Here is a 24589-nt window from a genome sequence, read left to right as displayed (position 1 = left end):
CCTGGACAACCTCAGGAATTCAAGCTAATAACCATCATCTTGGAATAATAATAGAAGCCTTTCTGCTACCCCGGTTTTATAAACTGATCAACCAAAAGTAGGATTATTTAAATGTTACAGAGAGGGGGCATTTTCACATTAAAAGGGGGGTATATCAATAAAAATGCCCGATTTTATTAGAATCAGGCATTTTCAACTTTACATATTTCAAAAAATGGAGACAAAACAATCATTTAGATTTGAAAATATCCTTGTTGAGCGGATGCTGCTCATGGAAGGGCTTTCTGTATTTTTTTATATATTCAGATGGTTTCATACCAAACAAACTGGTGAATTGTTCTCGAAAGTATTTGATATCATTAATTCCAACCTGATCGGCCGTTTCCATGATGGTCGTATCGGTACTGATCAGTATTTCAGCTGCTCTGCGAAGCCGGATGAAACGTATAAATCCGTTTGTCGACTGCCCGGAGATTGACTTGATACGGTTGTACAAAGTAGAGTGGCTCATGCCAATTTCGGTAGCCAGAACCTTAATGTTAAACTCGGGATTGGTGATATGTGTTTCTACGATCGTAATGCAGCGCTGTAGGAACTCCTTATATTCCGGAGATATTTTAAAATCTCCCGATTGTAGGGTGATTTCATTGTAAAAGTACTTCTGCAGATCACTCCGGCTTTTCAATATGGAGGCCACCCGGGCCATCAGAAGTTCTTTATCGAAGGGTTTACTGATGTAGTCGTCGGCACCTCCTTCTATCCCTTTGAGCCTTGCTTCCTGCGAAGAGCTAGCTGTTAACAGCACCACCGGAATGTGGCTCACCGCCAGATCCTCCTTCAATTTCGAACACATTTCTATACCCGACATACCACCCATCATCACATCGCTGATGACAATATCCGGCGCGTTTTTTTTGATCAGTTCCAACCCTTGCTCTCCACTGCCGGCTTCGATGAGCTTGTATTTTTCTGAAAACATCCCGGACAGATATTTGAGCATTTCGGCATCGTCGTCCACGATCAGCATGGTCGCAGTTTGTGTGTTCACCTGCTCCCTTACCGGTTTCCATTGCGCTGCTTCCTCAATTGTTGCGTATCCCGACATTGCGGCGGGTTGCGATAGTTCTTCCAGAAAAACCGACGTTTGATGCGCTTGTTTTTCCTCAGAACCATTCAATTTCCAATCGGGATGATGTTTCCAAAGCTGAATCCGGAACGTTGTTCCCATTCCAGTTCCGGATTCATACGTAAGCTCGCCAAGATGGTTTTGAACGAAAGTCCTTGCAAGAAACAGGCCTATTCCAAAGCCACCTTTCGCAAGCGTCCGTTTGTCGGGATATTGGTGAAAAACGGAGAAGATCTTATCCCCCGCATCGGCGGGAATGCCTATTCCCGTGTCCTGCACCAATATTTCGATCTGCCTTTCTTTTTCTACAAGCTCCACGAAGACCCTGCCTTTTTCCGGTGTGAACTTAATGGCGTTGGAGATCAGGTTAAAAAGCGCTATTTCCAATTTCTCTATGTCCGCCGTAATCTCAATGTCTTCATTTTCGCATACAAAATCATACTGAATCATCTTATGTTCGGCCTGATACAAAAAGCACTGAAATACGTCTCGGATTAGCGTAGGTAAATGATGAACCCCCAAATTCAGCTCATCCTGATTCTGGTCTGCCTTACGAAAAAGTAAGAGCTGATCCACCAGACTGAGCAGTCGTTTGGCATTGCGATGGATGATGTTGAGATTTGCCTGATCATGATGCAGGTTGTTCTTAAGCAGTTCCCTAACAGGATTGATGATCAGCGTGAGCGGAGTACGAAACTCATGTGAAATATTGGTAAAATAGGAAATTTTACGCTCGTTCAGTTCCTTTTCTTTCTGTGTCTCAAACTGAGCCAACTGTACCTCATACTTCAATGCTGCCTGCCTTGCTTTATACTGTTGGTAGTAGTAAATCAATAGCCCTGCAAGCCCCAGATAGAGCAGATACGCCCACCATGTCTGATACCATGGCGACAAGATGCTGATATTGAGGCTACTGTAATCCTCAAACCACACACCATCCTGATTGGATGACTTCACCTTGAAAACATAATCCCCGGCAGGTAAGTAGCGATACGTTGCTGTGCGCTCATTCTGAACATAGTTCCAATCCTTGTCCAGCCCTTCCAGTTTGTAAGCAAAATGACTTTTTTCAGGATAGCCGTAATTCAGGGAAGTATACTGAATCGAAAACACGGACTGATCGGGCTGAAGCGTAATTTGGGTTTTATCTCCTATTTGTTCGTCCAGTATAACGCTGCCATTCTGTTTGCTGCCCACCTGAACCGTTTTGCCAAAAAGCTGGATGCCGGTAACCAGCACTGCTGGTTTGTATTGAGATGTCTGAATCTGTTGGGGATAGAACAAATTCCAGCCTTCGGTACCCCCGAAACAGATATACCGCTCCTTTGGGTTGTACAGTACAGAGCCCGGATTAAACTGCCCGGCCTGAAGGCCATCATTGTGATCAAAATTTTCAATTTTATTGGTAGAAACATCAATCCGGGAAAGACCTTTATTGGTACTAATCCAGATTTTATCGTTGCTCTCGGGCTGGATTGCATTAATTACATTGTTGGCGAGGCCGTTTTTTTCTGAATATAACGCTGTGGTTCTTTTACGGGTATCGTACAGCAGCAGTCCGTTTCCCTCCGACCCGATAAACAGCCGCTCACTGGCATCCAGATAGAGGGAAAATATGATCCGGTTGGAAAGAAGAAGTGATTGCCCAAGATCGCTAAAAAACTGAGTAAAACGCATGGTGCTGGTAGTCAAATAATTGAGCCCACCACCGTAGGTTCCAACCCAAAGATTTCCATGCTTGTCTTCGGTAAGTGCACGCACATCATTTGAATTAATACTGCTATTGGAAGGGATAAACCTTGAAAAATTCCCCGTCTGGCGGTCAAGGCGCGCCAGTCCTCCCCCATTGGTGCCCACCCATAGTACTTTTTTCGAATCTTCCAGAATGACCCTCACATCGTTGGCGGGAAGACTCTCGGGCCGGTTAGGATCGTTGGCAAACTGCGTGAATGAATCCGTTGATGGGTTGTAAAGGAATAAGCCCTTGGAGTAGGTTCCGAACCAAAGCCTGCCACCGCTGTCCCGGTAAGCGGTAAGTATGGCACCGTCTTTGATGCTGCCTTTCTTTCCATCAGGTCGATAATGTTGGATAACCTGCCCCGACGAACTGGTTTTGTAAATACCGTCACCGTCGGTTCCGAGCCATAAATTTCCTTCACTATCCACACACATTCCATAATACCGAAGAAATGTCTCCGCCCGTGAATCGGCAATTTTCTTCTCAAACAGACGAAACTTATCCTTGATGCTGCCAATCAGATACACACCCTCTCCATACGTTCCCAGCCAGATGTTGTAGTCTTTGTCCATGTACATGGCTTGCACAGAACGTTGCGTAATACCTTGGTTCCGTGCATTCCTGACCTGCTCAAATACATAGTTTTCTGGCGAGTTTCCCTGTTCCAGTTTGAGATCAACACTGTAAACACCTCCATCCTGCACGCCAATCAGAAGTTTTCCATCCTGATTTTCAGCCAGTGAAAGGTAGATGTTGCTATCATGGAAGGTTTTGGCATGAAGGGAATAAAATTTACGCGTCTGCCTTTTAAACAAAAACAGACCTTTGGATGAAGCAATCCAGACATCATGAAAGCGGTCCTCGTAAATATGATTGATGCGCCCCTTGGGCAGCGAACTAAAATCAATACCAGACTTTCTTAACTTTCTGCTCCCGTCGATCTCAAAGACCTCAATCCCGGTATCCCGGGTTCCAAGCCAAACCAGCCCCCTCGAGTCCTCGAAAACATTGAGTATGGCATTGGACATGAGTCCGGGGATTGTTTTTCGGTCGTAAAAATGAAATTTGCTGTTTTTTCTATCAAAACCCGCAAACCCTGAGCCATTCAGAGCTATCCATAAGTCCCCGTTTTTTGCCTGAGAAATATCACTCACGTCGTCGGAAACCCCGTGCTTTTGTAGGGATGGAATGTGGTGCCTGAACTGCTCCCGGGCAGCAACAAATTCGTTGAGCCCATTACGGGAGGACACCCAAATCGTGCCCTCCCGGTCCTTGAAGATGGATTTGACATAATTTCCGGACAAACTCTTTTTGTCCTCGGGGTTATTCTTAAATACCCGGAACGTGTGGCCGTCAAAACGATTAAGCCCGTCACTGGTTGCAAACCACATAAATCCCTTCTCGTCCTGTGTGATGCTGTTGACCACCCCAAATGAAAGACCATTCTGAATGGAAAACCTCGTTACCCTTCCCAAACTCTGCCCATAGGTAACACAGGGTGCAAGACAAACAAGGTACATGCACATGGCTATGCAACACCTGCAAGCATCTGCTTTATTCGTAGTCCATTTTCTATTTATCATTCGTCAACCCACTCTGGAATTCATACAACGGGTTGAAAATTTACAAATAATTCCAGGGAAAGTCAGATCCCGCGAGGAAATTTACATAGCTCCCCTATCCTTCCTCGGTGTTTTTGATTTTCATAAGTAAGGCGTAAGCATTTTTAGTCACCAATCGGGTATTTTCATTTATCCGAGTCGCTTCGATCTGCTGTTTCCCGGCACTGATCATACCGGGTTTCACCTGCACCATTTCAAATTTGCCTGCGCCTTTATCCGTAAATACATAAAATTTATTTTCCCAGCGCACTACCGCCTCCTCCGGCACGGTCATCGCTTTGTTCTTATTTGTCAAAACTTCTCCGTTCATAAACATACCCGGAACCAGCGATGCATTGTATTTTTCAAAATGGCAATGTACCTCAGCAACCCGGTCCTGATCCAGCGTTTTGCTGATCAGAATAATCTCTGCCCGAAATTTTTTATCAGGATCACCATTGGTATAGGCGATAACCTGCTGTCCAATGGATAAGCTGCTCAGGTCCTTTTCAAATACACTGAGAGCCAGGTGAATGTCTCTGGGATCAACAAGTTCGAACAGCATATCGGTAGGTGAAGTGTATTTGCCTACATTCACATTTACCCTGGAAACAAATCCATTGATCGGGGAAACGACCGAGACACTTTTTGAAATATTATCCGCTTTCAGTTTTTCTGGATTAATGCCGATCACTTCCAGCTTTTGTGCCAGTGCGCTCATCAGGATTCGCTGCGTTTCCATTTCCGACCGTGCCTGCTGGTATATTTTATCACTGCTCGCTTTGCTTGCATTGAGATCCCTTTGCCTGGCAAATTCCGATTCGGCCAAGGAGAACTTCTCCCTTGCAGTAAGATAATCCTGCTGGAGCTGTATAAACTGCATATCTTCCAGTTCGGCGAGTACCTGCCCTTTTCTTACGTGCATACCGGGAAGCATTTTGGTTGATTTCAGATAGCCCCCCAGAGGAAAGCTCAGACTGATCGTACTTTGGGGAGGAACATCAATTCGTCCCTGCAGAGACAGCGTTCCGCTCACATTTTCAAGTTTCGGGCTCCCGACTTCGATTCCAACACTTTGCAGTTGCTCAGGATTAAAAGAAACCAATTGTTCGTTGCCAACCGAATCAGCAAGTGTTTTCGCTTTTGTATCCTCTGCTTTTTTGTCCGTTTCACAGGACGCCAGTAATACCAGGCCCAGACAGATAATGAGATATCGTTTCATACTTTTAAAGATTATTTAGCTTTAATAATTGAATAACAGACTGGTTATAACTGTTGAGCGCATGAAGATGCTCACTCCTTAACGTAATGGCCTGATCTACCAGAATGACCCACTGCAGGTAGTCTATTTCCCCATTTTGAAACTGTTGATCTGCTGTGGCTACAATGAGGCTGGCATTCGGCAACCCACGTTCGCGATAGAATCGGAGACTTTCGCGGTACTTTTCAACCTGAGCAAAGGCCGTTGCAAGCTCAGTCTGCAATTGCAGCCGCAGGTGATCCGCCTCCTTACCAGCCCGCTCCCAGTCCAGCTTCGCGGCAGCTGCACGGGCCGATTGTGCTTTAAAAAACACAGGAATGCCTATGCCCAGTGACACATAATTAAACCGCTTGCTCCCATTGAAATAGATATCCTGCCCATCCACACGCTGTGAGCCAATCAGACTTTGATTGTTGTACCCGATTGTAAAATCCGGTAGTTTTTTTGATTTTTCGACTTGCCAGTTGAACTGAGCGGCATCCTGCTGATGCCGTGCCAGTTCCAGTACCGGAATCAGACTTGCGCTTGTATCCGCGGAGATTAACCCGGTTTCAATTTGCGGATTATCAATTTTAGGCCGATACCTGTTACCATCCTGAATCAGCAGATTGAACTGGCCGATCACAATCGATAAATCGTTCCTGACCAGGTTTAGCTGATTGCTTATCTGCATCCTGCGCGATTCCGCAGCAGCTTTTTCCAATATATTGGCAGAGCCTTTCTCAAATCGTAAGTTTGACTTTGTTTCAAAAATCCGATAAATGCTGTCGGAATAGGCAAGCAATCTTTCCTGTTCTATCAAACCCGCATAGGCATAAAACATCAACCGCACATTGGCCCGTATCTCCTGCTCGGTCCATCTGGAACTGGCCCTAGCCGCTAATAAATTAGCTTCCAGCATCTTCCGCTGATTCGAATACACCGTTGGGAAATTGAAGGTCTGGCTAAAACCAATCCGATTGTCGTTACTGATGCTGTTCACTTTTCCATATTCCGCCGTAAAGTTTGTTTTGGCAACATCGAAAGCCGTTGCCTGCAAACGCTCGCTCACGCTTTCATTCAGCCTGCTTGCCTGAACTTTAAGGTTTTTTTCCATCGATCGTTTTATTGCCGTATTAAGATCAATGGCCTCCGTAGCAGACTGTGCACTGGCACTTCCACCAGCCAGCATGAGCAAGAGCATCAGTGCCGGACGAAGCATTTTTGTCTGATTTTTAGAATCAAACAAAAGATAAAGTGCGGGTAAAACAAAAAGCGTAAGCAGGGTTGCACTGATCAGCCCTCCTATCACGACGGTTGCCAATGGGCGCTGCACCTCGGCCCCGGCACCATTGCTCAAAGCCATGGGCAGAAATCCCAACGATGCCACTGCAGCGGTCATCAGCACAGGTCGCAGGCGATTTCGCGTTCCGGTCATTACCAATTGCAATACATCGGTTATTACACCTTCCTTTTTAATCCGGTTAAATTCCGAAAGCAGCACGATACCGTTCAGTACCGCCACGCCAAAAAGCGCAATGAAGCCAACGCCGGCGGAAATGCTGAACGGCATACCTCTTAGCCCCAGTGCAAAAACGCCGCCAATCGCCGACAAAGGAATAGCCGTATAAATGAGCGCTCCATCTTTGAACGACGAAAAAGCGAAGTACAACATGATGAAAATCAACACCAGAGCCACAGGCACAGCAATGATCAGCCGTGCTTTTGCCTGCTGTAAATTTTCGAATGCACCCCCATAAGTGATGGAATACCCAGCCTCAAATTTGATACTGGCATCTACCTTTTTTTGCAATTCTTCCACGATCGACTGCACATCCCTGCCTCTCACATTGAACCCCACAATAATTCTTCTCCGTGTGTTTTCCCTCTGGATCTGGTTGGGCCCTTCGACCTCTTGTATGCTGGCCACCTGATAGAGCGGAATTTGCATTCCCGAGGGTGTCGATATCAGCAGATTTTGAACATCATTTATATTACGGCGCCCTTCGCTGCCGATACGAACCACGAGATCAAACTTTTTTTCGCCTTCATAAACAGCTCCTGCCGCAGCCCCTGCGAAGGCGGCATTGATGGTCCGGTTGACGTCGTCGATGTTCAATCCATATTTGGCAATTTCACTTCTGTTAAACTCAATCACCACCTGCGGCATGCCTGTTACTTCCTCAATGTACCAGTCGGCTGTTCCGTCCACCGTTTTGGAAATACGACCGAGCTGCTCAGCATAGCCCGCAAGCTTGTCCAGATCTTCCCCGAATATCTTGCAGACCACATCCTGCTTGGCGCCGGTCATCAGTTCATTGAAACGCATCTGAACCGGATACTGGAATCCGGTCGTTACGCCGGGCACCACCTGCTGTGCGGTTTCGGCCATTTTACCGGCAAGCTCGGGGAAAGTTTTGGCACTGCTCCACTCCGACTTGTCCTTCAATACAATAATCATGTCGCCACCCTCAATCGGCATCGGATCTGTGGGAATCTCCGCACTTCCAATCCGGGAGACAATTTTCTCCACTTCGGGGTACTCCGATTTCAGCTTGTCGGATATCCGGTTGAAAGCGTCGATGGTTGTACTCAGGTTGGTACCTACCAGCAGCCGCGTCTCTGTGGCAAAATCACCCTCTTCGAGCTGTGGGATAAATTCACCACCCATTTGGCTGAAAATAAAAACAGCTATACCAAACAAAACGAAGGCACCGGCTACCAGCGTTTTTTTCAACTGCAAGGCGGCAGATAACATCCGGGCATAGCCATTTTCCAGCCGGGTCATTATCCGATCCGAAATGTTAGGCTTATGTGTAATGGTTTTGCTGATAAACAATGAACTGATCATCGGCACATAGGTCAGCGACAGAATAAATGCGCCCAATACAGCAAACGCCACCGTCTGCGCCATAGGCTTAAACATTTTACCCTCAATACCGGAGAGTGAAAGAATGGGCAGATAAACAATTAGGATAATAATCTGACCAAATACGGCCGCATTCATCATTCGAGAAGCAGAACCTGCCACCTCGCTATCCATCTCTGATTGCGAAATACTGCTGACCTGCCCATATTTTTTGGAAAAATGCAAATGATGCAGGATGGCTTCTACGATGATTACCGCCCCATCCACAATAAGCCCAAAGTCCAGTGCGCCCAGGCTCATAAGGTTTCCACTTACACCAAACAGATTCATCATCGTAATGGCGAAAAGCATGGACAGCGGAATAACAGAAGCCACAATAAGTCCCGCACGAAGATTTCCCAGAAAAAGTACAAGAATCAATACGACGATCAGCGCACCTTCGAGCAGATTGGTCTTCACGGTACCAATGGCGTTGTTGACCATCTTGGTCCGGTCCAGAAAAGGCTCGATCTCCAAACCCTCCGGTAAAGTTTTCTGGATTTCGGCAACCTTTAATTTTACGTCTTCGATTACCTCGGAGGAATTACCACCTTTCAGCATCATCACAATCCCGCCCGCCAGTTCGCCCTTACCAGCCATGGTGAGCGCGCCATATCTGATCGCAGCGCCGAGACGGACATCCGCCACATGCCCAATCAAAACCGGTGTTCCGTTTGTGCTGGTTTTTACCACAATCTTCCGGATGTCATCCATGGAACCTGCCAGCCCTACGCTTCTGATATACATGACCGATGGGCCTTTTTCAATATACGCACCGCCGGTATTCTGATTATTCCGGCTTAGGGCAGTAAATACATCGTTAATCGTCAGGTTGAACGATTTCAGATTAGCCGGATTGATGGCGACCTCATATTGTTTGAGTTCTCCGCCAAAAGTAGAGACATCGGCGACGCCGGGTGTACCCAGAATCTGCCTCCTCACGATCCAGTCCTGCGTAGTGCGCAGGTCGGCCAGGGAATATTTATTTTCATAACCGTCTCTGGGTTTTATCACATATTGATAAATCTCCCCGAGACCGGTTGTGGCCGGAGCAAGTTCCGGTGCACTGGCATTTTGATCAATCTCCACCTGTGCCAGCCGCTCTGTAACCTGTTGCCTGGCCCAGTACACGTCCGAATCGTCATCAAATACGATGGAAATTAATGACAAACCAAAACGGGACATACTGCGGCTTTCTTTCAGCCCTGGAATATTGCTGATAGCCTGTTCAATAGGAAAAGTAATGAGGCGCTCCACATCTTCGGCCCCGAGAGATGGTGCCGTGGTGATCACCTGTACCTGATTATTGGTGATATCGGGCACGGCGTCTATGGGCAAACGGGTAACCTGATAGCTTCCGTAGATGATCCATAGAAGCGTGAATATCCCAATCGCCAGTTTGTTTTTAACTGAAAACTGAATGATTTTATTAAGCATAACGCACTGATAAGTAATACATAACAAATAGGGCCACGCATTCATGATTGCATGAACGCATAAGCAAATCAGGTTTCAAAACCTGCCAGAATGAAATGAATTAAACGCGCGGTGGGCGGAAGAGTGAACCCAATGCGGCATGATAGCGCACTTGCGGCTTGTCGGGACCGTAATCAACCTTCAACGGCCAGATTTTACTTTTGAAGATGTAGGCAGATACCGGCGGAAGGGGCAAAAAATGAACCTGCTGGATCTCGAATTTCTTGAAAGGCAATTGCATGTCCTTTTCATCGTCGTTGTCATTCATGTCCTCACCCCAGTAGTGCATCGCCAGAAAGTCAAAAAAGCTGATATTCTGATTCAGCGCCTTGTGTTCGGTAAAATGACGTATAAGGGTTGGGACTTTTAATATTTGATACAAAGGGGAAGTATCAATGATGACAATGGCCAGGATGATATGTAGCAAAAACCGTTTCAAGCCGCTAAAATAAGTCAAAGCAGCATGGTATGCAAAAACCTGGCAACATTGCCAGCCTGAATTTTTAAGCATATGCCCTGATGTATGCGCACGGACAGGCAATTTGGTATTCAAAAGTTACCCGTAAAAAAATCCGGACGCCCATGCAAGCATTTTTATTTTTGAAGTAATAGCCTTTCGATGCCTTTATTTAGACTGGTTATTATTAAGTTTGCAAAAAGTAAGTAAATTCTCGTGACTCCCGGATTTATCCGCATTTTAATAATTAAGTTTTTATGAAAAAACTACTCGTTGCCATTTCGGCATTCCTTTCATTTGCTGTGCAAGCACAGCAAAACGTTCTTTTGGATCAGACTTTCTGGAAAAACGCTCCTGACGTTGCAACTGTCAAAGCTGAAATAGAAAAAGGAAGCAATCCGGCTCAGCTCAATGGAAACATGTTTGATCCTGTGGTCATGGCGATCAATGCCGGAGCCCCCAATCCGACAATCCAGTACCTTTTGGCTCAACCCGGAAACTCCGTTGATAAACTGACGCACGACGGGCGCATATATCTGCACTGGGCTGCCATGCGTGGAAATACAGAGATTATGGAATACCTGGTATCTAAGGGAGCAAAAGGCAATTTTGTGGATGGGCACGGTGCTACACCAATCAACTTCGCTGCGGGGGGCGGTCAGCAGAATACCAAGGTTTATGATATCTGCCTGGCACATGGTGCTGATCTTAAAAAGGATCTCAACAATGACGGTGCCAATGCATTGCTCATTGCCGTGGCCAGTGACAAGGAAATGAAACTGACCAATTATTTTATATCCAAAGGACTTGACCTTAAAAGCACCGATGCTGCTGGTAACAATGCATTTGCCTATGCGGCCCGTACCGGCAAGATTGAAGTACTCAAAACGCTTTTGGAAAAAGGAGTGCCTGCCAATGCTAATGTCATATTAATGGCTGCCCAAGGATCACGTGGCGGCGCCAACCCCATTGAAGTGTATCAGTATTTGGAAAGCCTGAACCTGAAACCAAATGTGATCGGGAAAAATGGTGAGAATGCGCTGCATGCGATTGTACGCAAACCAAAACAGGAAGAAATCATCAGGTACTTCTTATCAAAAGGGGTTGATGTAAACAAGGCCGACGAGGACGGGAATACCGTATTTATGAATGCCGCGGCCAGCAACCGGGATATTGCTACACTTGAGCTGCTGCTTTCCAGGGTAAAAGATATCAACCAGGTCAACTCAAAAGGTGTGAGCGCAATGGCTATGGCTGTCCGGGGCAACTCACCGGAAGTTATCCGCTTTCTGGCAGACAAAGGCGCTTCGGTTAACATGGCTGACAAAAATGGCGATAACCTGGCCTTCTATCTGGTGCAGTCCTATCAAACGCAGCGAGCCGCAGAGTTTGATGCAAAACTCAAAGCTCTGCAGGAAAAAGGTTTCAAAGTGACCGAACCTGCAAAAAATGGCAATACCCTGTATCATGTGGCAGTCGCCAAAAATGACATTTCGCTTGTGAAACGTCTGGAATCCTATCAGATTGATGTAAATGCCAAAAATAAGGAAGGTTTGACAGCGCTACACAAGGCAGCCATGGTCTCCAAAGATGACTCGATGATGAAATACCTGCTATCCATTGGCGCAAAAAAAGACATTGTCACCAACTTTAAGGAAACTGCTTTTGACCTGGCTGGTGAAAATGAATCACTTTCTAAAAACAATGTAACCGTTAACTTCCTGAAATAATTTTCATGTCCGATTTAATCAAAATAGCCATTCTGGTCTTAGCCTTCACCTTTGGAAAAGCCTCCAATTCTTTTGCCCAGAAAGCTGCAACGACGAAGTACAAATGCATGATCCAGATGACCAACTACATGGGTGAAGGTGCCTATGTAGTTATATCACTCATGGATCCGAAAGGCGCATACGAGAAAACACTTTATGTGATGGGGCCCGACAAAAAATGGTACAACACGCTGAAAGAATGGCATAAGTTCAGAAGCAAAAAGCCTGTAAATATCAGTGCGATCACTGGGGCTTCGGTAACCGGTGGCGACCGTGGCGTAAATACCATTGAGATAGAGAATTCTAAAATAAACAGTGGCTATAAGTTAAGATTTGAAAGCGCTGTCGAGGATAAAGCCTACCATGCCAAAGATGTAGAAATACCCTTGACCACAGAAAGCCTTTCGGCAAAGAGCGACGGCAGCGGATATATCCGTTACGTCCGTTTCAGCCCCAATTAAGTCCTAATTTATGACCATTTCCTTATGGAGATACAGCCACCTCGCACTGGCTGTATCTTCTTTTCTCTTTCTGGCTCTAGCCTCACTTACAGGCATTATCCTGTCGTTTGAACCCATTTCACAAAAACTCCTTCCATACCGGACGGAGCGGTTTGACCAGATCAGGGTATCAGAAACAATACCAAAGCTTCGTAACAAATACCCAGGCATAACCCAGCTCACCGTCGACGCAAATGACTTTGTGAAGATCGAAGGAAGCGATGCCAATGGGGAGAGGCTCTCAGCATACATCAATCCACTGACTGGCGACGTGCTCGGCGTTCCTACTCCTCAAAATGAAGTTTTCGAGTGGGTTACTGCCCTGCACCGCTCGCTTTTTTTGCATGAAACCGGAAGATTTTTCATAGGCCTGACGGCCTTTTTGCTACTGCTTTCCACGATCTCGGGAACAGCATTAATTATCCAGCGCCAGCGGGGTATAAGGCGTTTTTTTGCTAAAATTCAACGAGAAAATTTTGCCCAATACTACCACGTGGTACTCGGCAGGCTTTCGCTGATCCCCATCTTTATTCTGGCATTGACGGGAACATACCTGTCACTTGATCGTTTCGGTTTGGTGAATTCGGCTATCCAATCTCCTGAAATCAATTTTGATTCCATACGGTCGGAACCGGCAATCAAAGCGTCCGATTTTGCCGTATTCAAGCAAATCCGCCTGTCAGAATTACAAACCATTGAGTTTCCTTTTTCGGATGACGTCGAAGATTACTACACCTTCAAACTGAAAGACCGGGCGCTGATCGTCAATCAGATCACCGGGGATATCCTCAGTGAGGTGCCGTACCCTGCCACGCTAGTCCTGACACGCCTGAGCCTGGATTTGCATACAGGCAGAGCCAGCGGAATTTGGGCATTTCTACTTGCGCTGGCATCGGGAAATATTCTGTTTTTCATCTACTCCGGATTTTCCATTACCATCAAACGAAGGGCAAACCGATCCAAAAACAAATTCAAAGCCGACGAAAGCGAATTTATTATCCTGGTCGGATCGGAGAACGGAAGCACTTTTTACTTCGCCAGCGCCATACATCAGCAACTGATCGCAGCGGGAAAAACAGCCTACCTTGCTGAACTGAACGATTACAAAGTGTATCCTGTCGCCAAACACATCATCGTTTTCACAGCCACTTACGGACTTGGTGATGCGCCAACCAATGCAGCCAAATTCGAATCAGCTCTGGCGAAACATCCGCAGTCCGATCACGTGGATTTCTCGGTGGTAGGTTTCGGGTCACACGGCTATCCCGATTTCTGCAAATTTGCTTTTGAAGTCAATAACCTGCTCTCCCGCCAGCCGTGGGCATCACCGCTACTGGAAATTCATACGGTGAATGATAAGTCACCCGAAGAGTTTAGCCAATGGGCTTCCGCGTGGGCGCAGCTTTCCGAAGTTCCTTTAACCGTTTCACCAGGTGTGCTCAAGCCCAGGCAGGAGCGGCTGCAAACGATGCCGGTGATAAATAAAACAGCGATCCACACAGCGGGCGAGGCATTTCTGATATCTTTACAACCGAAGCTTACGCGCAAATTTACTTCCGGTGACCTTCTGGCTATTTATCCGGCTTCTGATCACCGCGAACGCCTGTACTCCATTGGTAAAATCGGAAAGAACATACAGCTTAGTGTGAAGCTCCATGAGAAAGGTTTAGGTTCAGGTTATCTGGCTGCGCTTCAACCGGGTGACAGGATCAGAGCACGAATCATATCCAATACACACTTTCATTTACCTCCCAATACGCCATCGGTATTGATGATTTCAAACGGAACCGGCATTGCGCCATTTTTAGGGATCATCGATCAACTATCCTCAGTTACTCAAGCGCATCTGTATTGTGGTTTCCGGGGAGAATCTTCCTTTGCACTATATAAGGGGGCTATTGCGAGTTTCATGGAAGCCAGGAAGCTCAGTAGTCTGAAAATCGCCTATTCGCGTGAAGGAGATAAACAATATGTGAAGGACCTGCTGGAAAAAAACCAGGCTGTGGTGGCAAAAGTACTCGCTGGTAATGGTGTGATTATGCTTTGCGGATCCCTGGCTATGCAGAACAATGTAGTGGCTTTACTTGAGGAAATTTGCCGCAGTCATCTGGGGCAAAGTATAAGCTACTACCAGTCTCGAAGTCAGGTATTAATGGATTGTTATTGAATCTTACGCAACCCAAAAACCTTCCCGCAGATTCACCAGTCAGAAAGCTTAAAAGTACGTATTTACTCATCAGTCCTTTTGAATTTATGCACGTATCAAATAACTCTCGCACCAACTTGCGGTAACAAAAATCGCCTTAAATCTGCGGGTGGAATTTGCATTAATCTGCGGGGAAATTTCTCTAAATGATCGGTCATCAACGCTGTCTGTATCTGGAAATATTCAATTTTTTTGAGGTAAAAACCTTTCCGCCATCCGTGATCATGATGCAACTGTATTCCGGATGCCTTTTTAAAAGCTTCAGACCGGCATCTTTTCCCATGACCATTAATGAGGTACTGAAACCATTGGCCGTTTCGGCGCTTGGACCAAAAACCGTTACACTGCTCAGGCCAGTTGCAGGGTAACCCGTGGCAGGATTTATAATATGCGAATAACGTTTACCGCCAAAAACCACAAATTTCTCATAACTTCCCGACGTCACCACGGCACCTTGTTTCAATGGTATCACCGCAAACAACTCTCCTTTACGAAGTGGGTCATTGATACCAATTACCCAGTCGCTGCCATCGGGCTGTTTGCCCCAGGCACTCATGTCGCCCGATCCATTCACAATTCCCGCCCTGACGCCTTTTGCCAGCATCATTTCCCTACACTTGTCCGCGGCATAACCTTCACCCAACGCCCCAAAACCAATCTTCATGCCTTTATTTTTGAGAAAAACCGTCGAATTTATTTTGTCCAGAACGATATCCTGGTAACCGACTTTTTCCACAGATCTGGCAATCGCTTCCGGTGACGGCATGGATGTCATAGAGCCGTCAAATTTCCAGATACGATCCATTGCTGCAAAGCTGATATCGAATGCACCGTTGGTTAATCCAGAAAGATACATTGCCCGTTCGGTAAGGGCAAAAACCTCGTCATTGACCCGGACCGGACGAATTCCAGCATTTGCATTAACTTGTGAAACCTGGGTTTCCGGTATCCAGTCTGAAATAAGGTGTTCAATACGGGTGATTTCCCGGATCACGGTATCAATGTTCATTTCAGCATCCGCGGAATCCCTCCCCACGATGGTTATATCGAAACGACCACCCATCAGCATTGTAGTCCGTTTACTCAAAACCTGCGCATTGGAGGTCAAATGAAACAGAACAAGCAGGATGATGAGACGTATCTTCATTGGGTATTTGTACAAGGCAGACATTTTGTAAATGATCCTCGAAATTAACCAAAACCCGGTGCAGGATCAAATATTGTGGGGTTCATCACAAAGTACCTATTACGCCAAAAACCTTTGACGAGCCAACAAACTAAATTGTAGATGTGCGGCCTGTTAAACAACCTTACATAGAAAACTCCCATTCAAAAGGGATTCCTTGTTATACAAAAATGGCTCCCCTGTTGGTGTGGTAACCGTTCCTCCGCTGATGGTAAGAATGGCCTGCCCGGCGGCGGTATCCCATTCCATGGTTGGCCCGTGGCGGTAATAAATCTGAGCTAAACCTTCGGCCAGGAGACAAAATTTCAGAGAGCTGCCTACCGAGATGCTTTTCACCACAGGATAATTTGCCAACACATCCGCATCCTCCGGAGCGCTGTGGGTCCTGCTACCCACAGAGGTCCATTCGGGAGTAGCGTTGTTTACTTTTAATGGGATTTTTATTCCCTGTGCATCTATTTTCCAAGCTCCATCCGAAGAACTTGCATAATACATGACACCGGTCACAGGCACGTAAATGACACCCAGAATAGGCTTTTGTTTATGAATCAATGCAATGTTAACCGTGAACTCCCCATTTCTTTTTACAAATTCTTTCGTTCCATCCAACGGATCTACACACCAGAAATATTCCCAATGCTTACGTTCTTCAAACGGTATTTCCCGGCCTTCCTCTGACAAAACCGGGATCGAAGGTGTGAGCCTATTCAATCCGGAACTGATTACTGCATGGGCAGCTTCATCAGCCCTTGTTAACGGCGAATGATCTGATTTGTAGGTAACGGCATTTGCTTTTTCGGGATCGTTATAAATTTCAAGAATTACCGCACCAGCATCCCGGGCGATGAACAACAGCTCTTTCAGGTCTATTTGCATACTATTTTATCAGCTCAACATTGTATAACCCAGCAAAGAACCCTCCTATCGAAGGCTCCAAGAGACGGGTAAAAGAAAAGCGCCAGGGGCTACCCCCCAACGCCTGTTATGCAATTTGCGTGTGGACAATTCTATTCTCCGGAAACATCAAAGCTTATCATCCAGTTGATGCCAAATTTATCCGTTAACATGCCAAAATAAGATCCCCAGAAAGTTTTGTTCATAGGCATGGTAACCTGGCCACCTGCTGAAAGACCTACAAATAGCCGGTCGGCGTTTTCACGGCTGTCCGTTGTGATTGATATCGAAAAATTGTTTCCTACAATTAGTTGATCGGCCCAGGCACCGAAGGTATCACTACCAAGCAACACTGTTTCCGGGCTGATCGGAAGACTGATATGCATGATTCTATTTTTCAATTCATCGGTCAATGCCTGGCCTCCTTCCTGCTCAGGCATCTCGCCAAAACGACCTACATGCTGAAATTCGCCACCAAAAACGGACTTGTAAAACGTAAAAACCTCTTCGCAATTGCCATTAAAGGTGAGGTAAGGATTAATTGTTGTGCTCATACATCTTATGTTGGGCTAAAATTTGTGTCGAACGTATTATTATTTAAATGGCTGAATTACAATCCGCAGCGCGGCGGCATGATTAAAACTGACGATCCCTGGATACGTCATCACAAAAGATTGATGATTGATCAATCAAATGCTAACTCATCGAATGAAAGCCAATTGTATTTCCCTCTGTATCGGAAACAATTCCACAGAATCCAAAATCGCCGATGGAGAACTTAGGCATGAGGACTTTTCCGCCCGCGGCTTCCACACGACCTATTTCAGTGGCACAATCGGCGCTGGAAAAATACAAAAGTGCACCCGACGGGCCTGGCACGCCCATTTCGTGCTTCACCAATGCACCAGATGTGCCAGGTGCATTTTCATTACCGGGAAAGGCAAACATTTCGCCGTTCCCATCGGGAGCCGGCAGTTCGGTTAAAGTTGCCTGTAACACCGTTTCGTAAAATTCTTTGGCCCTATCCATATCGTTGACATAGATTTCAAACCAGCCTACCGGATTTCTTTCCATCTTGATGAAGGTTTTAAAGGTTAAATATGTTACTTTCTTCACGTTAAAAGTAACAATCGGTCTGCATATCCGCAAAAGAAAGTTTCCAGGGACCACATGTAACCAAAATGCTCTCTTAGCCTGTGCACCTCCACGGCCGTTTAGCCATCCTTCAACACCAGACTGAGCGTGTGCCCGGTTATTTAAACTGAAATATAAAAGGAAAAATAAAGGTTACGATGATCGTCCAGATGACGTAAACCGGCAGATAACTGCATATCGATTTCCCAATAGCGCTGAGTTCCGCTTTCCCGGAAGCCACTCTGAAAAGCTGCCTAAAAACCAGCAGTAAATGTATCAGAATCAACACATTGCTACCGAGAACCGCTAGCCGGTTGGGTGTAATGCCCCATTCCGAAATACGGAACAATATAGCGGACAACGCGATCACGTTGACTATTGCGGTAATCCCCGACAAAAGAAATAGCACCCAATTCTCAGCTCTGGTGCGGGTAGTTTTAGAGGCATCGGCCACCGAGAAAAAAATGAGGGCCATCACACCAATCAGCAATACATTAAAAATCAATAAAAATGCCCGGTCATTGTAGGGATCTTTGCCCGAAAAAACCATCGCGGTAAGATAAATTACCAGCATCACCAACACCAGTGGACTAAAAATCCGGGCGATGACCGGAGATACTTTACCTACCAACTGGGGATTGGTCTGGGTAAGAAATGTGCCTATGAGGGGTGCAGCAGCAAGACCAGAAAAAACGATATATTCGAAATAAAACGCTTGAATATCAAAACCGATTACCTTAAAAAGCCCGATTGTAATTGCAGTCATCAGACCACCGGCTATAGCCATGACCGCCGTCATGACAACCAGGTCGCCATTATACTTTAAGTAAGCAAGCCGCTTCTCCATATTATTTTGCTCATTACCTATAAAGGTAAAACCAAGTAACGCCCACAGAAACAAAACCAAATGAATACAGGATAGCTGGAGCGTATCGCTGGTTTTCATATCGGGCAGGTAATTGATAAAAACCAATCCGACCAATCCGGCAAAAACGACTGTTGCAATCTTACGCACAGATAACTTGTATTTCCAGGCAAAATAGGCGATCAGTACCGGGAACACGACAAATCCAATGTTTCGGGGAAAGAAAAAATCTTCACTGATCGCAAATATTTTCGGAAGTTTGGCAGTAAATGCAGCTACAAGCGATGCTCCGATCACGAATAACCACTCTCCGGGTGAACCCCAATTCAAATCATCCCCCTCATAACTCAGTCGTTCGTTCCAGCAATCGGCTATCGTATTGCCTTTAAGCTGCGGGTACAGCGGGCCAAACGCCTTCCTAAACTCCACTTTGTTGGCGCGGTACAGCCTTTCCAGCTTATCAGGGTGGTTCAAATGAGTTAGTATTTTGTCTTTCATGGTCTGGACATTAAAGGTTCTGTAAAACGCTTGCGAAAAAGATATAATATTCAAATAAAAGTACTTTGCAATGCAAAGCAAATAAAAAAATCAAATATGTCCCCATAATGATTCATTTTTTTTTAAATATATGGTTTACAGATTGAGGTAGTTGTTACCAGTACAAATTGGAAGAAACCGTTTGATGAAAGCGTGGCAACATTTGCCTCGCTTCAATAATGATGGATGAGGATCTGGTAGGAATTGCTTCCAGCAGGCTCAGACGGGGTAAGTTGGCGTTGGCCTTAGAATTGCGAATACATGCAAATACGATACAATTGCATTAGAAAATTAATATAACCTCCCCAGGGTGTACGCTTATCCGATAGTAGTTTTGACAGCCATCGGAAACATCCTAAGGGCGAGTAAATTGATTTTCCCACCCTCAGGTTTAAGTGCTTTATTTGAACATTCTCCAGATATATGCATGTAAAGGGGAAGAGATCAAAAATACCCCCCCTTTTCAGTAATATCCTGAACTGACTGCCCTTCTTTAACCCAGCCAAAAATCACTTTTTCATTTTCAATGATTTCTTCGGCCCGGAGCAGCACGTCGTAGGCAAGTTGCCGGGGTACCACCAGCACACCGTCTATATCTCCTAAGATGATGTCACCCGGCTTAATCGTAGCATCACCGATCTGAAGTGTCACCTGATAATGTGTGATCAGGCACCTTCCCAAACTTCCATTTGAAATCCGATATTTATAGAAAACCGGAAAATCTGCTTCCAGAATTTGATGTGTGTCGCGGATACCGCCATCGATGCAGGCTGCCTTCACCTTTTTGCCTTTGGCAGTTGCCGTCATCACCCCACCCCAAAGGGTCGCCTTCTGGTCACCTGTGGTATCCCAGATCACAAATGCATCCTCATGCATTTCATCCAGCATTTGCACCCTGAACTCCATTTCGCCTCTGATCATGGCGTTGGGTGCGCTCTTCACAGTAAAAGCAAAACCAGCAACGGTTCGATACTCTCTGAGGGGAACAATATGCCCTGGCAGAGCCTGGTTGAGCAGACAAAATTCCCTCATTACATCGTTCACAGCTCCCGTGTAAAGTTTTTCATAGCGCGCAAGTAACTCCTTATCCGGTATAGGGAACGGCTCCGACGAACGACCTTCCCGCGATTCTATGAGGTTTTCAAGGTTCATCATACCCACCTCCTTTTTATACTGATCGACACTCATGGTTTTCTGTTTTAGTGTTGGATTTTTGTTAGTAATACTATTTTTTGTGTTGTCTAATTTCTGAGGTTTGCCGATACTTTAGCCCCATTCCAGGACTGAACGGTAACCTCCGGATCACGGTCGGCTACAGATTCTCTCCACAGCACGTCGATGGAAATTTCGCGGGACTCGCCAGCGGCCATCCAGAAATAATTATCGTCTGCTACAATCGCTCTTTTGGCACCTTCAATATCGATTTTTGTCATAAATGAGGGCGCTTTACCGGTATTGACTATCTTTATTTTTATCCTGCTCCTGTCAGCGCTGACTTTTTCGGTGGCAGTAATTGTACAGGCTAGCACTGTTTGAGCTGACGCTCCGATTACAGGCTTTAACCATGGTCCTTTATCCAAAGCGATCCAGGGAATTGGCGTCGAAGTATACTCCCTAAAAAAGGCGTCAACATCCATTTTTGACAAAACCCGGGGAAAGTAAAACGAACGCGAGAGCAGTTTACCAGCAGGATTTTTCAGTTCTGCCAGAACCAGTAAAAACCGGTCTTTATATTCCGCAGGAATTGAAAATTTACCTGTCCGGCTGCCCGTAACCGAAGCACCAGCCCCGATGTTAGCGGTCTTTTCGGATTTCCAGAGGACTTTAAAATGATCATCCATGACGGTGACCACGATTTTTGCTCCCGAAACCGCCACGGGCGAAGCATGTGTAACTTTTACAGGCAAATCCATTTCCTCACCCGATTTCCATAACAGCCTGGGTATATCCACGGCCAAATGCGTTGGCTCATAGGTTCTTTTTAGAAAGTAATAAGGTGCGCCAGCATTCCCGAACCAATCCATAAGCTGAATGGCTATAACAGGCCAGTGCCGTTTGAAAACCCAGGGCATTAGCCCCGTCGTCACCGGGTAATTCCCCTGAATCTTTTCTGAAAATACCTGATAGAACTCACCCGCTCCGACCTGAGAAGCCTCAGCTATCTCATCGATCGTGGGATCCGCGACGTCCACAATGTGCGACGCACGGCTCAACATTCTTGGTACCCGTCCAGGACCGTACTCAGTAAAATGATGAATGAATTCAGGATGATCTTTTGCAAATGACTTTTCCCACATCTTACCAAGCCCGGTAAACTCTTTATTGTCAACCGTTTCATAAAAGACACCGGCTTCGGGCAGGGAATGCATGCCAGTCTCGGAAATCCACGGCGCTTTGCTGTAACTTTTGTTGTACCAGACAGGATCCATATCCGGATAAACGTGTATGGCTCCGTGATCGGGTGTGGTCCGTTTAAATGGCCGGCCGGGGTCGAATATTTTAAGGTTTCGTTCCAAAATGCCAATGGAAGTGGCATTTCCGGAGGAATAAGCATTAAACTCGTTCCCTCCGCACCAGATGGCCAGCGAAGGATGATTACGCAATCGGAGGATATTCTGCACAACCTGTGCTTCCCAGATGTCCTGCGGATAATCGGGTGTATCCTGGTTTCCGATCGGAAAATCCTGCCAGACCATGATACCCAGTTCATCACAAATATCATACAAATGATTGCTTTCCAACAAGCCCCCACCCCAGATCCGGATCAGCTGTACACCCATTTTTTTGGCGGCTTCCAACGTCCAGCGATACCGCTCGTAGGGAAGGTCCAGTAAAATATCCTGAGGAGTAAAGTTCATGCCCTTCACAAACACCTTTCTGCCGTTGATCACAAACTGCCAGTTATCCCAGCGGTCGCGGGTCCTGGGCCCTGCTGTGGGTAAAAAAGTAATGTTTCTGATCCCGTGTTTAAAGCCAATATTGTCTACAGGCTGATTGTCCCGAAGCAAACTGATTTTCACATCATAACTATCAGCCTTTCCCAGCCCATTCGGATTCCAAAGTTTTGGATTGGGTAAAGTGATATCTTTTTCAACCCAGTTTCGTCCTTGCGTAAGTGCTATTTTCCAATTTTGCTTGCTTACAGCTTTACCATCAAAAAGCAGTTCCATCTCCACCGTATAGCTTCCGGGAACATCCTCAAACTTTTGTCCGAAATTGTCGGGATGGTCCAGCTGTGTATTGTTCCAAGGGTGTAACTTCAGATTGGTCGACACTTCATTGGCAAGCACCTCCATCGACAAGTGTAAGTCGGCCTTTTTATCGGATGATGTCACTGTGGTCATATAGGGACGCTCGAGGTGTACTTTTGGCACCACTTCCAGCCGAACATCCTGCCACATACCAACGCTAAAAAATGCCTCCCCGCCCGACCCGCCGGAAATCACCCAGGGTTTAATGATCTTACCACTCACGCGGGGGTTATAGCCTTTACGCTTGGAATAGTCGAATTCTCCGGACGCTAACCGGGGAAGGTCTTCGATTTTGGAAGCCTTGTTCCCCCAGTTTCCAGCTTTTACTTCCACGGTAATTTCATTGTCAGCTTTCAGAAATTTACTGATCTCAACGGTAGGCCCGCCAAACATACCCTCATGAACACCCACTAACGAATCGTTCACCCAAATCTTAGAGAAGTAATCAACCCCTTCGAAACAAAGAAAAACGTAGTTACCCGCTGCATTTTCAGGCATTTTAAATGAGCGCCGGTAATACCACACCTTCTGGTCCATCCATTCGTACTGCACGGAATTTTTGTGGTAATAAGGATGCGGAAGTTTCCCTGCCTTAAAGTACGACCAATGTACTGAATTAGGTACGGATGTCGGAAAAACATCCTTTACACCCGACAATTCTGATTTCGAGTTTACGGGTCTATCCATATGCCCCAGAGTCCACCCTTCACCGGAAAGATCGATATGTTGCTGACCTGCCCGCTCCGAAACACGGTAAGGCTGCCAGAGACTCTTGTCCTTTGACTGACCTTCCGCCTGATGTAAATTCAGAAATAATATCAGGGGGATCAAGAAGAAACCTTTCATGTTTTTAAAGTTTTGTAAAAGAAAAAAATCATTATTCCGTGTTCTCAAACTCAATCAGCCTGGTAGGGCCGTGGTTTCCCGTAGCCACGCATCAGTAACAGACCGCCGTCAATGGTGATGGATTCTCCGGTGAGATAGCTGCCCGCCTCCAGCAGACTGACGATCACCGCTGCAACCTCTTCGGGGTAACCGAAGCGTCCCATGGGAATGCCATCATTAATTTCAGCCAGAAAAGTTGGGTTTTCACGCGCTTCCCGGGTCATGTCTGTTTCGATAGCCCCAGCGGCAATGGTGTTGACCCGGATATGATGCGGTGCCAGTTCCAGGGCTACACCTTTCATGAGTGTCTCCAAAGCACTTTTTGACGCCCCATACATACTTTGACCAACACCAGGTCGAATGCCATTTACCGAAGTGAGCGTATAAATTGCTCCCTCCACCCCGCTCCTGATCATCTTGCGGGCAAGGGTCTGGGTCAGGAAAAAGGTTCCTTTAAAATTGGTACCCATGAACAGATCCACGTCCTGCTCGGTGGTGTCCAGAAAAAGCTTTTTGTATGATACCCCAGCATTGTTGATCAGAAAATCGATGTTACCCATCGTCTCCCAGGCACTTTCCGCCAGTCTGTTTACCTGCTCCAGATCGGAAATATCAGCCTCAAAAACATAGGCTGTACCATTTTGAGATCGTATCAATGATGCCAGTTCCTCCGCCTCAGTGCCATAGTGGTAATAGTGGATCCCAACTGTGCAACCCTCGCGGGCCAGATGCAGCGCGGTTGCCCTGCCGATACCTCTGGGTGCTCCTGTAACCAGTGCCTTTTTTCCGAATAATTTGCTCATTGCATCATCCATG

15 protein-coding genes are annotated in these 24589 nt (G+C 46.2%); 3 read left to right on the top strand and 12 right to left on the bottom strand.

The window, feature by feature from the left end:
• Positions 1–229: 229 nt before the first annotated feature.
• The 4 genes from DYADSP32_RS02840 to DYADSP32_RS02825 all read right to left on the bottom strand — a co-directional run bounded on the left by DYADSP32_RS02840 (position 230) and on the right by DYADSP32_RS02825 (position 10600).
• Positions 230–4384, bottom strand: a complete 4155-nt coding sequence (locus DYADSP32_RS02840) for a two-component regulator propeller domain-containing protein (protein WP_414617469.1) — start codon at positions 4382–4384, stop codon at positions 230–232.
• A 157-nt stretch (positions 4385–4541) separates the two neighbouring features.
• Positions 4542–5687, bottom strand: coding sequence for an efflux RND transporter periplasmic adaptor subunit (locus tag DYADSP32_RS02835; protein WP_149244131.1), 1146 nt, complete (start codon positions 5685–5687; stop codon positions 4542–4544).
• A 4-nt stretch (positions 5688–5691) separates the two neighbouring features.
• The gene (locus tag DYADSP32_RS02830; RefSeq protein WP_149244132.1) at positions 5692–10050 is read right to left on the bottom strand and encodes a CusA/CzcA family heavy metal efflux RND transporter; all 4359 of its coding nucleotides are present in this window, start codon (positions 10048–10050) and stop codon (positions 5692–5694) included.
• 100 nt (positions 10051–10150) lie between these two features.
• Entirely contained in the window at positions 10151–10600 is a 450-nt protein-coding gene (locus DYADSP32_RS02825; RefSeq protein ID WP_414617468.1) for a hypothetical protein, read from the bottom strand.
• A gap of 203 nt (positions 10601–10803) precedes the next feature.
• Between DYADSP32_RS02825 and DYADSP32_RS02820 the strand changes: the two genes are divergently transcribed.
• From DYADSP32_RS02820 to DYADSP32_RS02810, 3 genes are read left to right on the top strand one after another with little or no spacing between them, the layout of a single operon-like run.
• The gene (locus DYADSP32_RS02820; protein ID WP_149244133.1) at positions 10804–12276 is read left to right on the top strand and encodes an ankyrin repeat domain-containing protein; all 1473 of its coding nucleotides are present in this window, start codon (positions 10804–10806) and stop codon (positions 12274–12276) included.
• A gap of 5 nt (positions 12277–12281) precedes the next feature.
• Positions 12282–12776: a DUF2271 domain-containing protein gene (locus DYADSP32_RS02815; RefSeq protein WP_149244134.1), complete on the top strand. Its 495-nt coding sequence runs from the start codon at positions 12282–12284 to the stop codon at positions 12774–12776.
• Between the two features lie 10 nt (positions 12777–12786).
• Entirely contained in the window at positions 12787–14982 is a 2196-nt protein-coding gene (locus DYADSP32_RS02810; protein ID WP_149244135.1) for a PepSY domain-containing protein, read from the top strand.
• Positions 14983–15178: 196 nt separating this feature from the next.
• Here DYADSP32_RS02810 and DYADSP32_RS02805 read toward each other — a convergent pair whose 3' ends face one another.
• The 8 genes from DYADSP32_RS02805 to DYADSP32_RS02770 form a co-directional block, all read right to left on the bottom strand.
• On the bottom strand, positions 15179–16168 hold the full coding sequence (locus tag DYADSP32_RS02805; protein WP_149244136.1) for an FAD:protein FMN transferase: 990 nt from the start codon (positions 16166–16168) through the stop codon (positions 15179–15181).
• 153 nt (positions 16169–16321) lie between these two features.
• Complete coding sequence (gene cysQ / locus DYADSP32_RS02800; RefSeq protein WP_149244137.1) at positions 16322–17083, bottom strand: 3'(2'),5'-bisphosphate nucleotidase CysQ; 762 nt, start codon at positions 17081–17083, stop codon at positions 16322–16324.
• Between the two features lie 131 nt (positions 17084–17214).
• The gene (locus DYADSP32_RS02795; RefSeq protein WP_149244138.1) at positions 17215–17655 is read right to left on the bottom strand and encodes a VOC family protein; all 441 of its coding nucleotides are present in this window, start codon (positions 17653–17655) and stop codon (positions 17215–17217) included.
• A gap of 142 nt (positions 17656–17797) precedes the next feature.
• Entirely contained in the window at positions 17798–18175 is a 378-nt protein-coding gene (locus tag DYADSP32_RS02790; RefSeq protein WP_149244139.1) for a VOC family protein, read from the bottom strand.
• 178 nt (positions 18176–18353) lie between these two features.
• Positions 18354–19598, bottom strand: a complete 1245-nt coding sequence (locus tag DYADSP32_RS02785; protein WP_149244140.1) for a DUF4153 domain-containing protein — start codon at positions 19596–19598, stop codon at positions 18354–18356.
• A 483-nt stretch (positions 19599–20081) separates the two neighbouring features.
• Positions 20082–20825: an RraA family protein gene (locus tag DYADSP32_RS02780; protein WP_149244141.1), complete on the bottom strand. Its 744-nt coding sequence runs from the start codon at positions 20823–20825 to the stop codon at positions 20082–20084.
• A 53-nt stretch (positions 20826–20878) separates the two neighbouring features.
• Positions 20879–23734 carry a glycosyl hydrolase 2 galactose-binding domain-containing protein gene (locus DYADSP32_RS02775; protein ID WP_149244142.1) on the bottom strand — a complete coding sequence of 952 codons (2856 nt, stop codon included), beginning with the start codon at positions 23732–23734 and terminating at the stop codon, positions 20879–20881.
• 50 nt (positions 23735–23784) lie between these two features.
• Positions 23785–24576: an SDR family oxidoreductase gene (locus tag DYADSP32_RS02770; RefSeq protein ID WP_149244143.1), complete on the bottom strand. Its 792-nt coding sequence runs from the start codon at positions 24574–24576 to the stop codon at positions 23785–23787.
• Positions 24577–24589: the final 13 nt, after the last annotated feature.

This window comes from Dyadobacter sp. 32, assembly GCF_902506755.1.
In the GTDB taxonomy this organism is placed as follows: domain Bacteria; phylum Bacteroidota; class Bacteroidia; order Cytophagales; family Spirosomataceae; genus Dyadobacter.
Note: the sequence above shows the minus strand (reverse complement) of the source record. Positions and strands in the feature narration are given on the sequence as shown.

Bases quoted from the DNA above. Each gene is read 5' to 3' on its own strand.
- DYADSP32_RS02840 (WP_414617469.1), bottom strand. From the start codon at position 4,384: ATGTACCTTGTTTGTCTTGCACCCTGTGTTACCTATGGGCAGAGTTTG.
- DYADSP32_RS02830 (WP_149244132.1), bottom strand. From the start codon at position 10,050: ATGCTTAATAAAATCATTCAGTTTTCAGTTAAAAACAAACTGGCGATT.
- DYADSP32_RS02780 (WP_149244141.1), bottom strand. From the start codon at position 20,825: ATGAGTGTCGATCAGTATAAAAAGGAGGTGGGTATGATGAACCTTGAA.
- DYADSP32_RS02770 (WP_149244143.1), bottom strand. From the start codon at position 24,576: ATGAGCAAATTATTCGGAAAAAAGGCACTGGTTACAGGAGCACCCAGA.
- DYADSP32_RS02820 (WP_149244133.1), top strand. From the start codon at position 10,804: ATGAAAAAACTACTCGTTGCCATTTCGGCATTCCTTTCATTTGCTGTG.
- DYADSP32_RS02825 (WP_414617468.1), bottom strand. From the start codon at position 10,600: ATGCTTAAAAATTCAGGCTGGCAATGTTGCCAGGTTTTTGCATACCAT.
- DYADSP32_RS02805 (WP_149244136.1), bottom strand. From the start codon at position 16,168: ATGAAGATACGTCTCATCATCCTGCTTGTTCTGTTTCATTTGACCTCC.
- DYADSP32_RS02785 (WP_149244140.1), bottom strand. From the start codon at position 19,598: ATGAAAGACAAAATACTAACTCATTTGAACCACCCTGATAAGCTGGAA.
- DYADSP32_RS02790 (WP_149244139.1), bottom strand. From the start codon at position 18,175: ATGGAAAGAAATCCGGTAGGCTGGTTTGAAATCTATGTCAACGATATG.
- DYADSP32_RS02775 (WP_149244142.1), bottom strand. From the start codon at position 23,734: ATGAAAGGTTTCTTCTTGATCCCCCTGATATTATTTCTGAATTTACAT.
- DYADSP32_RS02815 (WP_149244134.1), top strand. From the start codon at position 12,282: ATGTCCGATTTAATCAAAATAGCCATTCTGGTCTTAGCCTTCACCTTT.
- cysQ (WP_149244137.1), bottom strand. From the start codon at position 17,083: ATGCAAATAGACCTGAAAGAGCTGTTGTTCATCGCCCGGGATGCTGGT.
- DYADSP32_RS02835 (WP_149244131.1), bottom strand. From the start codon at position 5,687: ATGAAACGATATCTCATTATCTGTCTGGGCCTGGTATTACTGGCGTCC.
- DYADSP32_RS02795 (WP_149244138.1), bottom strand. From the start codon at position 17,655: ATGAGCACAACAATTAATCCTTACCTCACCTTTAATGGCAATTGCGAA.
- DYADSP32_RS02810 (WP_149244135.1), top strand. From the start codon at position 12,787: ATGACCATTTCCTTATGGAGATACAGCCACCTCGCACTGGCTGTATCT.